Source organism: Streptomyces sp. NPDC043878 (assembly GCF_056435735.1).
Window position 1 is genome coordinate 142,948 of record NZ_JBWKDW010000014.1, and the last position, 14,276, is coordinate 157,223.

At 73.4% G+C, this 14,276-nt stretch carries 13 protein-coding genes; 12 read left to right on the forward strand and 1 reads right to left on the reverse strand.

Translation table 11 applies throughout. The features are described 5' to 3' along the window. Positions 1–133: 133 nt before the first annotated feature. From hrcA to AC07AZ_RS20860, 10 genes are all read left to right on the forward strand, one after another. Complete coding sequence (gene hrcA / locus AC07AZ_RS20815; protein WP_478849786.1) at positions 134–1,150, forward strand: heat-inducible transcriptional repressor HrcA; 1,017 nt, start codon at positions 134–136, stop codon at positions 1,148–1,150. After that, positions 1,151–2,284, forward strand: coding sequence for a molecular chaperone DnaJ (dnaJ, locus tag AC07AZ_RS20820; protein WP_478849788.1), 1,134 nt, complete (start codon positions 1,151–1,153; stop codon positions 2,282–2,284). 99 nt (positions 2,285–2,383) lie between these two features. After that, on the forward strand, positions 2,384–3,508 hold the full coding sequence (locus AC07AZ_RS20825) for a nitronate monooxygenase (RefSeq protein ID WP_478849790.1): 1,125 nt from the start codon (positions 2,384–2,386) through the stop codon (positions 3,506–3,508). Continuing rightward, positions 3,505–4,254 carry a 16S rRNA (uracil(1498)-N(3))-methyltransferase gene (locus tag AC07AZ_RS20830; protein WP_478849792.1) on the forward strand — a complete coding sequence of 250 codons (750 nt, stop codon included), beginning with the start codon at positions 3,505–3,507 and terminating at the stop codon, positions 4,252–4,254. Before AC07AZ_RS20825 ends, AC07AZ_RS20830 begins: the two co-directional genes overlap by 4 nt. A 17-nt stretch (positions 4,255–4,271) precedes the next feature. After that, positions 4,272–4,664: a VOC family protein gene (locus AC07AZ_RS20835; protein WP_478849794.1), complete on the forward strand. Its 393-nt coding sequence runs from the start codon at positions 4,272–4,274 to the stop codon at positions 4,662–4,664. A 77-nt stretch (positions 4,665–4,741) separates the two neighbouring features. Continuing rightward, positions 4,742–5,284 (forward strand): hypothetical protein, encoded by a 543-nt coding sequence (locus AC07AZ_RS20840; protein ID WP_478849796.1) that lies wholly within the window; start codon positions 4,742–4,744, stop codon positions 5,282–5,284. A gap of 46 nt (positions 5,285–5,330) precedes the next feature. Continuing rightward, positions 5,331–8,528: a S41 family peptidase gene (locus tag AC07AZ_RS20845; RefSeq protein ID WP_478849798.1), complete on the forward strand. Its 3,198-nt coding sequence runs from the start codon at positions 5,331–5,333 to the stop codon at positions 8,526–8,528. Positions 8,529–8,720: 192 nt separating this feature from the next. Continuing rightward, positions 8,721–9,074 carry an HIT domain-containing protein gene (locus AC07AZ_RS20850; protein WP_478849800.1) on the forward strand — a complete coding sequence of 118 codons (354 nt, stop codon included), beginning with the start codon at positions 8,721–8,723 and terminating at the stop codon, positions 9,072–9,074. 6 nt (positions 9,075–9,080) lie between these two features. Then, a complete protein-coding gene (locus AC07AZ_RS20855) occupies positions 9,081–9,986 on the forward strand; it encodes a ribonuclease Z (RefSeq protein ID WP_478849802.1) in 906 nt (301 codons plus the stop codon). Positions 9,987–10,006: 20 nt separating this feature from the next. Then, positions 10,007–10,999: an adenosine deaminase gene (locus AC07AZ_RS20860; protein WP_478849804.1), complete on the forward strand. Its 993-nt coding sequence runs from the start codon at positions 10,007–10,009 to the stop codon at positions 10,997–10,999. Positions 11,000–11,077: 78 nt separating this feature from the next. On the opposite strand, the gene AC07AZ_RS20865 is transcribed toward AC07AZ_RS20860, so the two are convergent. Next, positions 11,078–11,863 carry an IclR family transcriptional regulator gene (locus AC07AZ_RS20865; RefSeq protein ID WP_478849806.1) on the reverse strand — a complete coding sequence of 262 codons (786 nt, stop codon included), beginning with the start codon at positions 11,861–11,863 and terminating at the stop codon, positions 11,078–11,080. Positions 11,864–11,967: 104 nt separating this feature from the next. Here AC07AZ_RS20865 and AC07AZ_RS20870 point away from each other — a divergent pair, with 104 nt between their 5' ends. Together AC07AZ_RS20870 and AC07AZ_RS20875 are read left to right on the forward strand one after the other, a co-directional pair. After that, a complete protein-coding gene (locus AC07AZ_RS20870; protein ID WP_478849808.1) occupies positions 11,968–12,906 on the forward strand; it encodes a 5-dehydro-4-deoxyglucarate dehydratase in 939 nt (312 codons plus the stop codon). Further along, positions 12,903–14,192, forward strand: a complete 1,290-nt coding sequence (locus AC07AZ_RS20875; protein ID WP_478849812.1) for a glucarate dehydratase family protein — start codon at positions 12,903–12,905, stop codon at positions 14,190–14,192. Before AC07AZ_RS20870 ends, AC07AZ_RS20875 begins: the two co-directional genes overlap by 4 nt. The last annotated feature ends 84 nt before the right edge of the window (positions 14,193–14,276 follow it).

Sequence of the window (14,276 nt, forward strand, 5' to 3'; positions counted from 1 at the left end):
CGGCAGCGAGCCGTGCGACCGGCCTTGCCCGGGGTGCACCCCCCGGCCGTACACTGGGCGGGTCGGTGCTGGCACTCGGACCGACAGAGTGCCAGGAGCAGGGCCCGGGGGACGACGTCTGGAGGTGAGCGCGGTGCTGAGTGAACGCAGGCTGAAGGTGCTGCGCGCCATCGTCCAGGACTATGTGGGCACCGAGGAGCCGGTCGGTTCCAAGGCGCTCACCGAGCGGCACAGCCTCGGCGTGTCCCCGGCGACCGTGCGCAACGACATGGCGGCCCTGGAGGACGAGGGGTACATCGCCCAGCCGCACACCAGCGCCGGGCGCATCCCCACCGACAAGGGCTACCGGCTGTTCGTCGACAAGCTCGCGGGCGTCAAGCCGATGACCGCGCCCGAGCGCCGCGCCATCCAGAACTTCCTCGACGGCGCGGTCGACCTCGACGACGTCGTCGCGCGCACCGTGCGGCTGCTCGCCCAGCTCACCCGGCAGGTCGCCGTGGTGCAGTACCCGTCGCTGACCCGCTCGACCGTGCGGCACGTGGAACTGCTCGCGCTGGCCCCCGCGCGTCTGATGCTCGTGCTGATCACGGACACGGGCCGGGTCGAGCAGCGGATGGTGGACGCCCCGGCGCCCTTCGGGGAGGCGTCGCTCGCGGATCTGCGGGCCCGGCTCAACAGCCGGGTCGCCGGCCGACGCTTCAGCGACGTGCCGCAGCTCGTGGAGGACCTGCCGGAGGCGTTCGACGTCGAGGACCGCGGTACGGTCGCCATGGTGCTCTCCACCCTCCTGGAGACGCTCGTCGAGGAGAACGAGGAGCGGCTGATGATCGGCGGCACCGCCAATCTGACCCGCTTCGGACATGACTTCCCCCTCACCATCCGGCCCGTCCTGGAGGCACTGGAGGAGCAGGTCGTGCTTCTCAAGTTGCTGGGTGAGGCGGGGGATTCGGGCATGACCGTACGCATCGGTCATGAGAACGCCTATGAGGGACTCAACTCCACTTCTGTGGTGTCGGTCGGTTACGGTTCGGGCGGCGAGGCAGTAGCCAAGCTCGGCGTGGTCGGACCGACCCGCATGGATTACCCGGGAACGATGGGAGCGGTACGCGCAGTGGCACGGTACGTCGGACAGATCCTGGCGGAGTCGTAAGTGGCCACGGACTACTACGCCGTTCTCGGCGTGCGCCGCGACGCGTCGCAGGAAGAGATCAAGAAGGCCTTCCGGCGGCTCGCACGCGAGCTGCACCCGGACGTCAATCCGGACCCGAAGACCCAGGAGCGGTTCAAGGAGATCAACGCCGCCTACGAGGTGCTCTCGGACCCGCAGAAGAAGCAGGTCTACGACCTCGGCGGCGACCCGCTCTCGCAGGCCGGCGGTGGCGCGGGCGGCTTCGGGGCCGGCGGCTTCGGGAACTTCTCGGACATCATGGACGCGTTCTTCGGGACGGCGTCGCAACGGGGCCCGCGCTCGCGCACCCGGCGCGGCCAGGACGCGATGATCCGGCTGGAGATCGAGCTCGACGAGGCGGCCTTCGGCACCACGAAGGACATCCAGGTCGACACGGCCATCGTCTGCACCACCTGCAACGGTGAGGGCGCGGCGCCGGGCACCTCCGCCCAGACCTGTGACATGTGCCGCGGACGCGGTGAGGTGTCGCAGGTCACGCGGTCCTTCCTCGGCCAGGTCATGACCTCGCGGCCGTGCCCGCAGTGCCAGGGCTTCGGCACCGTGGTGCCCACCCCGTGCCCGGAGTGCGCGGGCGACGGACGGGTGCGCTCGCGCCGGACGCTGACCGTGAAGATCCCCGCCGGTGTCGACAACGGCACCCGCATCCAGCTCGCGGGCGAGGGCGAGGTAGGCCCCGGCGGCGGCCCCGCCGGTGACCTCTACGTCGAGATCCACGAGCTGCCGCACTCGACCTTCCAGCGGCGCGGCGACGACCTGCACTGCACGGTCACCCTCCCGATGACGGCGGCGTCCCTCGGCACCAAGGTGCCGCTGGAGACCCTCGACGGGATGGAGGAGGTCGACATCCGCCCGGGCACCCAGTCCGGCCAGTCGATCCCGCTGCACGGCCGGGGCATCACGCATCTGCGGGGCGGCGGACGCGGCGACCTGATCGTCCACGTCGAGGTCATGACCCCGAGCAAGCTGGACCCGGAGCAGGAGCGACTGCTGCGGGAACTCGCCAAGCTGCGCGGCGAGGAGCGGCCGACGGGGCAGTTCCAGCCCGGTCAGCAGGGGCTGTTCTCCCGGCTCAAGGACGCCTTCAACGGGCGGTGACGGGCGGTGGCTGAGGCCGTCCGCCAGGCGGTGCGGGTGGCCCGTGCCGGGCGGAAGGCCGGATTCGGACCTGTCGGGTGGACGTGACAACATGCCGTCATGTCCACCGCACTGACCGATCTCTGCCGCCATCCGATCGTGCAGGCTCCCATGGCGGGCGGTGTCTCCGTCCCGCAGCTCGCCGCCGCCGTGTCCGAGGCGGGCGGGCTGGGCTTCCTGGCCGCCGGGTACAAGACCGCGGACGGGATGTACGAGGACATCAAGCAGGTGCGGGGGCTCACCGGCCGGCCGTTCGGCGTGAACCTCTTCATGCCGCAGCCGGAGTACCCCGGGGCCGGCGCGGGCGGCCCGGCCGGCACCGCGCCGCCCGCTCCGGCGACCGTGGACGTCTACGCCCACCAGCTGGCCGGCGAGGCCAGCTGGTACGCCACCGAACTCGGTGACCCCGACACCGGCCGCGACGACGGCTACGACGCCAAGCTCGCCGTGCTGCTGGACAACCCGGTGCCGGCGGTCTCCTTCCACTTCGGCGTCCCCGGCCCCGACACCCTGGAGGCCCTGCGCCGCGCCGGCACCGTGACCCTGGTCACCGCGACCACCGTGGAGGAGGCCCTCGCCGTGCAGCGGGCGGGCGCCGACGCGGTGATAGCGCAGGGCGTGGAGGCGGGCGGCCACCAGGGCACCCACCGCGACGACCCGGAGGCGGACGGCTCCGGCATCGGACTGCTGTCGCTGGTCGCCCAGGTGAGCGAGAGCGTGGACCTACCGGTCGTCGCCGCCGGCGGCATCATGCGGGGCAGCCAGATCGCCGCGGTGCTCGCCGCGGGCGCCCACGCGGCCCAGCTCGGCACGGCCTTCCTCGCCACCCCCGAGTCCGGCGCGCACGCCGTGCACAAGCAGGCGCTGACCAACCCGCTGTTCGTGCGCACCGAGCTGACCCGCGCCTTCTCCGGCCGTCCGGCCCGCGGCCTGGTCAACCGGTTCATGCGCGAGCACGGCCCGTACGCGCCGGCGGCCTATCCCGAGATCCACCACCTGACCTCCCCGCTGCGCAAGGCGGCCGCCAAGGCGGGCGACGCGCAGGGCATGGCGCTGTGGGCCGGGCAGGGCCACCGGATGGCCCGCGAGCTGCCCGCCGGGCGGCTCGTCGAGGTGCTGGCCGCCGAACTCGACGCCGCCAGGACAGCGTTGTCGGAGTTCCCGGCCGGGGGCACGGGCCGATGACCGCCCCGGTGTTCGTGGTCGAGGCCGTCCCGCCGGGTGACGGCGGACCCTACGTCCTCGACGGCCCCGAGGGACGGCACGCCGTCTCCGTGAAGCGGCTGCGCGCCGGGGAGGCCGTCGTCCTCACCGACGGCGCCGGCCGGTGGGCCGAGGGCGAGGTGACCGCCGCCGAGGGCAAGGACCGGCTGGTCCTGCGGCTCACCCGCGTGTCCGAGGAGCCCGCGCCGCAGCCCCGGATCACCGTCGTCCAGGCCCTGCCCAAGGGGGACCGGGGCGAGCTGGCCGTGGAGACGATGACCGAGACCGGCGTCGACGCGATCGTGCCGTGGGCCGCCGCCCGCTGCGTCACGCAGTGGCGGGGCGAGCGCGGGCTGAGGTCCCTCGCCAAGTGGCGCGCCACCGCCCGTGAGGCCGGCAAGCAGTCCCGCCGGGTCCGCTTCCCCGAGGTCGCGGACGCGTCGACGAGCAAGCAGGTCGCGGCACTTCTGGCCACGGCCGACTTCGCCGCCGTACTGCACGAGGACCGCGCCTACGGCAGCGCCCCGCTCGCGACGGCCGAACTGCCCGCCACCGGCGAGATCGTGCTGGTCGTGGGGCCCGAGGGCGGTGTCTCGCCCGAGGAGCTGGCACTGTTCGAGGAGGCCGGCGCGAAGGCGTACCGGCTCGGTCCCACCGTGCTGCGCACCTCGACCGCCGGCACGGCGGCCACCGCCCTGCTCCTCGGCCGCACCGGCCGCTGGTCCTGACCCCCGGAGAGCTGATCGTGGAACTCGCACAAGTACGCCTGCTGGTCACCGACTTCCCCGCCTGCTACCGCTTCTACGCCGAAGTCCTCGGCCTGCGGCCGCAGTCGGGGGCGGCGGACGGGCCGTACGAGAAGTTCAGCCCCGCGGCCGGCTCGGCGGGCATCGCGCTCCAGGACCGGGCCATGATGGCCGAGGTGCTGGGCGAACTCGGTGACGCGGCGAGCGGCCACCGTTCCCTGGTCGTGCTGCGCGTCGACGACCTGGACGGCTACTGCGCGGACCTCGCGACCCGCGGCGCGACCCTGCTCAACGGCCCGGAGTCCATGACCGACCGGCTGCGCGTCGCCCATCTCAAGGACCCCGAGGGCAACCTCGTGGAACTCCAGGAGTGGCTGCTGCTGCGCGGCTGACAGCGGGGCGCACGCGGGCGCGTGAGTGGCCGTATGCGCCCTTCCGCGACGACGCGGTCGGTGGCAGGCTGCCTTCCATGGGGGCTTTGAGGCGCATCTGGCGTCGGCCGCGGGGCCGGCGGGTGGCGGCAGCGGCCGTGTTCGCGGTGGTCGCGGTGGGCGGCGCGGCCGCCTGCGATCCGAACGGACTGAGTTCCGCGAGCGTGGCGTTCACCACCGACCAGACCGCGACCAAGCGGCTGGAGCGGCAGAACGTGGACGTCCGCTGGCTGACCTGCACCGCCTCCTACGACGGCCACGCGTCGGCCTCCACCGCGCCCTCGGCGACCGAGCGGACCGTCGCGAGCGTCGACTGCAAGGGGGAGACGGACGACGGGCAGGACATCGCCGTCACCGGCAAGGTCACCCACGCCGTCAACGGCGCCTGTGTGCGCGGCGATCTGACCGCCAAGGTGGGCGGCAGGGTGCGCTTCCACGTGGACGGGCTCGGCAACTGCGACGCCACGACCGCCCCCCGCGTCGACAACCCCGGACAGCGGGGACCCACCACCACGGTGACCGTCACCCGGACCATCTGGTGCCAGACCGATCCGCGGTGCCGTCCCGTCGAGGGGAAGTGATCCGTTTCCCTGTGCGCGGCGGGCGGCCGCTGCGTAGGGTGACCGGGTGACACAGTCGCCCACACCGGCCTACCTCCGCTTTCCGCACCCGCACGGCGAGTTGGTCGCCTTCACCGCCGAGGACGACGTCTGGCTGGCCCCCCTCGACGGGGGCCGCGCCTGGCGGGTCAGCGCCGACAACGTGCCGGTCACCCAGCCCCGGATCTCCCCCGACGGCACGACCGTCGCCTGGACCTCCGGCCGGGACGGCGCCCCCGAGGTGTACATCGCCCCGGTCGACGGCGGGCCGTCCAGGCGCCTGACGTACTGGGGCAGCGGCAGGACCCAGGTGCGCGGCTGGACCCCGGACGGACAGGTCCTCGCGATCACCACCCACGGCCAGGCCAGCCTGCGCCGGACCTGGGCGCGCGCCGTCCCGCTCGACGGAGGACCGGCCACCACCCTGCCCTACGGCCCTGTCGGCGACGTCGCCGAGGGGCCCGCCACGGTGCTGCTGTCCGCGCCCATGGGACGCGAGGCCGCCTGGTGGAAGCGCTACCGGGGCGGCACCGCGGGCAAGCTGTGGATCGACCACGACGGCCAGGGCGAGTTCGTCCGGCTGCACGCCGACCTCGACGGGAACATCGAGTACCCGCTGTGGGCGGGGGACAGGATCGGGTTCCTGTCCGACCACGAGGGCGTCGGCGCGCTGTACTCCTCCCTCGCCGACGGGTCCGACCTGCGGCGACACACCCCGCTCGACGGCTATTACGCCCGCCACGCGGCCGGTGACGGCACCAGGGTCGTGTACTGCTGCGCCGGTGAACTGTGGCTGCTCGACGACCTCGACGGCGCCGAACCCCGCAGGCTGGACATCCGGCTCGGCGGCCAGCGCACCGGCCGGCAGCCGTTCCCGGTGAACGCCGCCCGCTGGTTCGGCTCCGCGGCCCCCGACCACACCGGGCGCGGCAGCGCGGTCGCCGTCCGCGGCGGTGTCCACTGGGTCACCCACCGCTCCGGACCGGCCCGCGCCCTCGCCGCCGAGCCCGGTGTGCGGGCCCGGCTGCCGCGCACCTTCCGCGCCGAGGGCGAGGAGTGGGTGGTGTGGGTGACGGACGCGGAGGGCGAGGACGCCCTGGAGTTCGCGCCCGCCACCGGACTCGCGCCCGGTGCGACCCCGCGCCGGCTCGCCGCCGGACAACTCGGCCGGGTCCTCGGTCTCGCCATGGCGCCCGACGGCAGCCGCGCCGCCGTCGCCGCGCACGACGGCCGCGTCCTGCTCGTCGAACGCGAGACCGGCGAGGTCCGCGAGGTCGACCGCAGCGAGGACGGGGACGTGTCCGGGCTGGTCTTCTCACCCGACTCCGCCTGGCTGGCCTGGTCGCACCCCGGCATCGACCCGCTGCGTCAGCTGCGGCTCGCCAACACCACCGACCTGTCGGTCACCGAGGCCACCCCGCTGCGGTTCAAGGACTACGCGCCGGCCTTCACCCTCGACGGCAAGCACCTCGCCTTCCTGTCGACCCGCTCCTTCGACCCGGTCTACGACGAGCACGTCTTCGACCTGGCGTTCGTGGAGGGCGTACGCCCGCACCTGATCACCCTGGCCGCGACCACCCCGTCCCCCTTCGGACCGCAGCGGCACGGCCGGCCCTTCGAGGCACCGGACAAGGACGAGACGCCCGACAGCGAGGGCACCCCCGCCACCCGCGTCGACCTGGAGGGCCTCGCCGACCGCATCGTGCCGTTCCCGGTCGAGGCCGCCCGCTACTCCAACCTGCGCGCGGCCAAGGACGGCGTGCTGTGGCTGCGGCACCCCGTGCGCGGAGTGCTCGGCGCCTCCCGGGCCACCCCGGACGCCCCGGACCCCGACACCGAGCTGGAACGCTACGACCTCGTCCAGCAGCGCATCGAGCATCTCGCCGCCGACGCCGACCACTTCGCGGTCAGCGGCGACGGCAAACGCGTCCTGCTGTGGACCGACGGCCGGCTCAAGGTCGTCCCCAGCGACCGGCGCGCCTCCAACGACGAGGACAGCGACACCAACATCACCGTCGACCTCGGCCGGGTCCGCCAGACGGTCGACCCGGCGGCCGAGTGGCGCCAGATGTACGACGAGACCGGCCGCATCATGCGCGACCACTTCTGGCGGCCGGACCTCGGCGGAGTCGACTGGGACGGCGTCCTCGACCGCTACCGGCCGGTCCTCGACCGGGTCGCCACCCACGACGACCTGGTCGACCTGCTGTGGGAGGTGCAGGGCGAACTCGGTACCTCGCACGCCTACGTCGTCCCGCGCGGCCGAGCCGGCCGGCGCGCCCGGCAGGGGCTGCTCGGCGCCGACATCTCCCGTCACGAGGACGGCAGTTGGCGCATCGACCGGATCCTGCCCACGGAGACCTCGGACCCCGACGCCCGCTCCCCGCTCGCCGCGCCAGGAGTCGCGGTGCGCGCCGGGGACGCGATCGTCGCGGTCGGCGGGGCACCGGTCGACCCGGTCGCCGGGCCCGGCCCGCTGCTGGTGGGGACGGCGGGCAGACCGGTCGAGCTGACCATCTCCCCGTCCGGCGGCGGAGACGCACGCCATGCCGTCGTCGTGCCCGTCGCGGACGAGGAACCGCTGCGCTACCACGCCTGGGTCGCGGACCGGCGGGCCTACGTCCACGAACGGTCCGGCGGCCGGCTCGGCTACCTCCACGTGCCGGACATGCAGGCGCCGGGCTGGGCCCAGATCCACCGTGACCTGCGCGTCGAGGTGACCCGCGAGGGCCTGGTCGTGGACGTCCGCGAGAACCGCGGCGGCCACACCTCCCAGCTGGTCGTCGAGAAGCTCGCCCGGCGGATCGTCGGCTGGGACCTGCCGCGCGGGATGCGTCCCGTCAGCTACCCGCAGGACGCGCCCCGCGGTCCTGTCGTCGCCGTCGCCAACGAGTTCTCCGGCTCCGACGGGGACATCGTCAACGCGGCGATCAGGGCGCTGCGCATCGGGCCGGTGGTCGGCACCCGCACCTGGGGCGGTGTCATCGGCATCGACAGCCGCTACCGCCTGGTCGACGGCACGCTCATCACCCAGCCCAAGTACGCGTTCTGGCTGGAGGGGTACGAGTGGGGCGTGGAGAACCACGGCGTGGACCCGGACGTGGAGGTCGTGCAGCGTCCCCAGGACCACGCGGCGGGCCGCGACGCGCAGCTCGACAAGGCGATCGAGCTGGCGCTGGCCGCGTTGGAGGAGACCCCGGCCAAGACGCCCCCCTCGCTGCCGTGACCCTTCTGCGGACTGCCGCCCCCGGACCCCCGCTTCGGCCCTGAACGGGCCTCGTCCGCAAACCCCCCGGAGGGGCTGGAAGATCAGCCCCTCCGGCGTTCGAGGAGCGGGGGTCCGGGGGCAGCGCCCCCGCGGCGGTCGAGTCGATACCATGCCGACGTCAGAGATCACCACGCGTGGAGGAGACACCGCATGGCTGGGGAGCCGCAGGACGACTGCCTGTTCTGCAAGATCGTCGCAGGGCACATCCCGGCGACCATCGTCCGGGAGACCGGGACCACCGTGGCGTTCCGCGACATCAACCCGCAGGCGCCCACCCACGTCCTGGTGATCCCCAGGGCGCACCACCAGGACGCCGCCGCGCTCGCGGAAGCCGATCCCGCGCTCACCGCGGACGTGCTGCGCGAGACGAAGGCGGTCGCCGAGCAGGACGGCCTGGAGAGCTACCGGGTCGTCTTCAACACCGGCGCCGGCGTCGGCCAGACCGTCTTCCACGCGCACGCCCACGTGCTGGGCGGCCGCGGCATGCAGTGGCCCCCCGGATAGCGGGCGATGTCCGTACGCGAACTGGTGGTCCTCGGCACCGCCAGCCAGGTCCCGACCCGGCACCGCAACCACAACGGCTACCTGCTGCGCTGGGACGGCGAGGGCATCCTGTTCGACCCCGGTGAGGGCACCCAGCGCCAGATGCTGCGGGCGGGGGTCGCCGCCCACGACCTGAACCGGATCTGCGTCACGCACTTCCACGGCGACCACAGCCTCGGCCTCGCCGGAGTCATCCAGCGCGTCAACCTGGACCGGGTCCCGCACGAGATCACCGCGCACTACCCGCTGTCCGGCGCCCACTTCTTCGACCGCCTGCGGTACGCGACCGCCTACCGCGAGACGGTCGAACTCACCCGGGTTCCGGTCGACACGGACGGCGTGCTCGCGACCGCGCCCGGCTACACCCTGGAGGCCCGCAAGCTCTCCCACCCCGTCGAGTCCTACGGCTACCGGCTGGTCGAGCCCGACGGCCGCCGCATGCTGCCCGACCGGCTCGCCGCACTCGGTGTGAAGGGCCCGGACGTGGGCCGCGTCCAGCGCGAGGGGTCCGTGGGCGGGGTGCGGCTGGAGGACGTCAGTGAGGTGCGCCGGGGGCAGCGGTTCGCGTTCGTCATGGACACCCGGCTGTGCGACGGTGTGCACGCGCTCGCGGACGGCTGCGACCTGCTGGTCATCGAGTCCACCTTCCTCGACGAGGACGAGGAACTCGCGGTGGAGCACGGCCATCTGACGGCCGGTCAGGCCGCCCGGGTGGCGCGGGACGCGGGCGTGCGCCACCTGGTGCTCACCCACTTCAGCCAGCGCTACCCCGACCCCGACGCCTTCGAGCGCGCGGCGCGGGCGGCCGGCTTCGAGGGGGCCCTGACCGTGGCGCACGATCTGCTGCGGGTCCCGGTTCCGAAACGCCGATAAAACCCCCGTACGATACTTCGATGCCTCTCCCGAAAGCAGAACTGCACCTCCATATCGAAGGCACCCTGGAGCCGGAGCTGGCCTTCGAGCTGGCCGCCCGCAACGGTGTCGTGCTGCCGTACGCCGACACCGACGCGCTGCGTGAGGCGTACCGGTTCGAGGACCTGCAGTCCTTCCTGAACCTGTACTACGAGCTCATGGCCGTGCTGCGCACCGAGCAGGACTTCGCGGACCTGGCGAACGCCTACCTCGCGCGGGCGGCGGCGCAGGGGGTGCGGCACGCGGAGATCTTCTTCGACCCGCAGGCACACCTCGCGCGCGGCGTCGGTATGGACACGGTCGTCGAGGGGCTGTGGCGGGCGCTGGAGTCGAGCGAGTCGGCGCACGGCGTGTCGACCCGGCTGATCCTGTGCTTCCTGCGGGACGAGTCGGCCGAGTCGGCCCTGGAGACCCTGGACGCGGCCAAGCCGTACCTGGACCGGATCACCGGGGTGGGGCTCGACTCGGCCGAGGTCGGGCACCCGCCGGCGAAGTTCCGCGCGGTGTACGAGGCGGCCGCCGCGCTCGGGCTGCGCCGCGTGGCGCACGCCGGCGAGGAGGGCCCGCCGCAGTACATCACCGAGGCTCTGGACGTGCTCGGCGTGGAGCGCGTCGACCACGGTCTGCGCTGCATGGAGGACCCGGCGCTGGTCGAGCGGCTGGTCCGCGACCGGATCCCGCTGACGCTGTGCCCCCTGTCCAACGTCCGCCTGCGCACGGTCGACGTCCTCGCCGACCACCCGCTGCCCGCCATGCTGGACGCGGGGCTGCTCTGCACGGTCAACTCCGACGACCCCGCCTACTTCGGCGGCTACGCGGGCGACAACTTCGACGCCGTACGACAGGCGCTCGGCCTCGGCGACGAGCGGCTGCGGGAGCTGGCCCGCAACTCGTTCGCCGCGTCCTTCCTGGAGGACGACGAGGAGCGGCGGTCCCGGTACCTCGCCGAGGTGGAGGCGTACGAGTTCCCCTGAGCCGATGCCACGAGGACCCCGGCGCGGCCGTCGCCCGCCGGGGTGTGGGGCCGGCCGAGCCAGGCCCTTCCCGTGTGTCTACCGGCGCCAGTGCGGTGCGCCGCCGGTGCCCCGCGCCGTCGCCTCGATCTTCGCCCTGATCTCCCGCGTCACCGCGACGATCCGCCCCTCGTGCTCCGGCGTCAGCCGGGCCACCGGTACCGAGCAGCTGATCGCGTCCCGCACGGGGGAGTCGTAGCGCAGCGCGAAACCGAAGCCGACGATGCCGGTCACGCCCTCCTCCCGGTCGATCGCGTACCCCCGCGCCCGCACCCGCGCGAGGTCGGCAGCCAGGGACCGCCTGCTCGTGTGGGAGCGGGGGGTGAGCGCCTCGTAGGGTCCCTCGGGCAGCTCGTCGTCGCCCCGCTCGGCCAGCAGCGCCTTGCCCAGCGCGCCCACGTGCGCGGGCAGCCGCCGCCCCACCCGGCTGATGGTGCGCAGGTACTCGTGCGACTCGCGCGTCGCCAGGTACGTCACGTGCCGGCCGTCGAGACGGCCCAGGTGCAGTGTCTCGCCCAGGGCCTGCGACGCCTCGTCGAGATACGGGCGTACGGCGCGCACGCGCGGGTCGGAGTCCAGATAGCTGGTGCCGGTCAGCAGGGCGTGCATGCCGATGCCGTACAGGGAGCCGGTGACGTCGGTGCGGACCCAGCCGCGCGAGATCAGGGTCTGCAGCAGCGCGTACATCGAACTGCGCGGCACGCCCAGTTCGTCGCTGAGTTCCTGGAGGCGGGCCGGCCGCTCGCCGCGCGCGGCCAGCACCTCCAGCAGCTCGACGGTGCGCGCCGCGGACTTCACCTCGCGGACGCCGCCTGTCTCTGACATGTGCCGATCGTAAGCGGACCGGACCGTCGCTTGACGGCCACCGTTCGCGTATCTAACCTCCATCTACATACGTAGATAACGTCTGCACAGGGAGATGAGCGAGGGTGAGCCTCGACACCGACACGGTCCGGCGGCTGCGGGAGGGCATGACACGCGGCGTGCTGTCCTTCCCGCTGACCAGCTTCCACGACGACGGCTCGCTCGACCCCGACGGCCTCCGCGCGCACCTCGCGGCCCAGGTCGCCACCGACCCCGGCGCCGTCTTCCCCGCCTGCGGCACCGGCGAGTTCTTCTCCCTCGACGAGGACGAGTACCGCCGGGTCGTCACCGTCGCCGTCGAGGAGACCGCCGGCCGCGTGCCCGTCGTCGCCGGCGTCGGCTACGGCTGGGCCCAGGCCACCCGCTTCGCCCGCATCGCCGAGGACGCCGGCGCCGACGCCCTCCTCGTCCTGCCCCACTACCTCGTCGCCGCCCCGCAGGACGGCCTGGTCGCCCAGCTGGAACAGCTCGCGGCCCGCACCACGCTCCCGCTCATCGCCTACCAGCGCGGCCAAGTCGCCTACACAGCCGACTCGTTGAAGCGCATCGCCCGCATCCCGCACGTCATCGGGCTCAAGGACGGCCACAGCGACCTCGACCGGCTGCAACGGCTCACGCTCGCCGCCCCCGAGGACTTCCTGTTCTTCAACGGCGCCTCCACCGCCGAGATCCAGGCCCGCTCCTACGCCGCCGTCGGCGTCCCCGCCTACTCCTCCGCCGTGCACGCCTTCGCCCCCGAGATCGCGAACGCCTTCTTCACCGCCCTCCGCGACGGCGACGACGGCACCGTCGAGAAACTGCTGCGCGGCTTCTACGTCCCCCTCGTCGAACTCCGCGACCGCGTACCGGGATACGCCGTGTCGCTGGTGAAGGCCGCGGCCCGGCTCCGCGGCCGCCCGGTGGGACCCGTGCGCGCCCCGCTCACCGACCCGTCCGCCGCCGACCTGGCCGACCTCGCGACCCTGCTCACCGCCGGACTCGACCTCGTGGGAGCCACCCTGTGAACCTCACCGTCACGGACGTACGGCTGACCCCGATCCTGGTCGCCGACCCGCCCCTGCTCAACACCCAGGGCGTCCACCAGCCGTACACCCCCCGCCTGATCGTGGAGGTGGAGACGGCCGACGGGATCACCGGCGTGGGCGAGACGTACGGCGACACCAGGTACCTCGACCTGGCCCGCCCGTTCGCCGCCCGCCTGACCGGACGCCGGGTCAGCGACCTGAACGGCCTGTTCGCCCTCGCCGACGAGGTGGCCGTCGACAGCGCACACGTCTCCGGCCAGGTCGACGTCGGCGGACTGCGCGGTGTCCAGACCGCCGACAAGCTGCGGCTGTCCGTGGTCTCCGCCTTCGAGGTCGCCTGCCTCGACGCCCTCGGCAAGGCGCTCGGCCTGCCCGTGCACGAGCTGCTCGGCGGCAAGGTCCGGGACACCGTCGAGTACAGCGCCTACCTGTTCTACAAGTGGGCCGCCCACCCGGCCGGCGTGCGCGCCGAGAAGGACGACTGGGGCGCCGCCGTCAACCCCGCCGGAGTCGTCGAGCAGGCCCGCAGGTTCACGGAGCGCCACGGCTTCACCTCCTTCAAGCTCAAAGGCGGTGTCTTCCCGCCGGACGAGGAGGTCGCCGCCGTCCGCGCCCTCGCCGAGGCGTTCCCCGGACACCCGCTGCGCCTGGACCCCAACGGCGCCTGGTCCGTGGAGACCTCGCTGAAGGTGGCCGCGGAACTCGGCGACGTCCTCGAGTACCTGGAGGACCCCGCGCTCGGCACCCCCGCCATGGCCGAGGTGGCCGCGCGGACCGGCGTACCGCTCGCCACCAACATGTGCGTGACGACCTTCGCCGAGATCGAGGAGGCGTTCACCAAGGGCGCCGTCCAGGTGGTGCTCTCCGACCACCACTACTGGGGCGGACTGCGCAACACCCAGCGACTCGCCGCCGTCTGCCGCACGTTCGGTGTCGGGATCTCGATGCACTCCAACACCCACCTGGGGATCAGCCTCGCCGCGATGACCCACGTCGCCTCTACGGTCCCCGACCTCCGCCACGCCTGCGACTCCCACTACCCCTGGCAGTCCGAGGACGTGCTGACCGAACGCCTCACCTTCGACGACGGCCAGGTCACCGTCTCCGACGCGCCCGGCCTCGGCGTCACCCTCGACCAGGACCGGCTGGCGTTCCTGCACCGGCGCTGGCTCGACGACGACGGCTCCCTGCGCGAGCGCGACGACGCGGCGGCCATGCGGGTCGCCGAACCGGGCTGGGTCACCCCGAGCGTCCCCCGCTGGTAGACCGCCCCCTCCGGCCGGCACGCAGGGGCCGTCCGGCGCGAGGCGGCCGTCCCTCGCGCAGGGCCCGTCCGGCGCCGGGGGGCG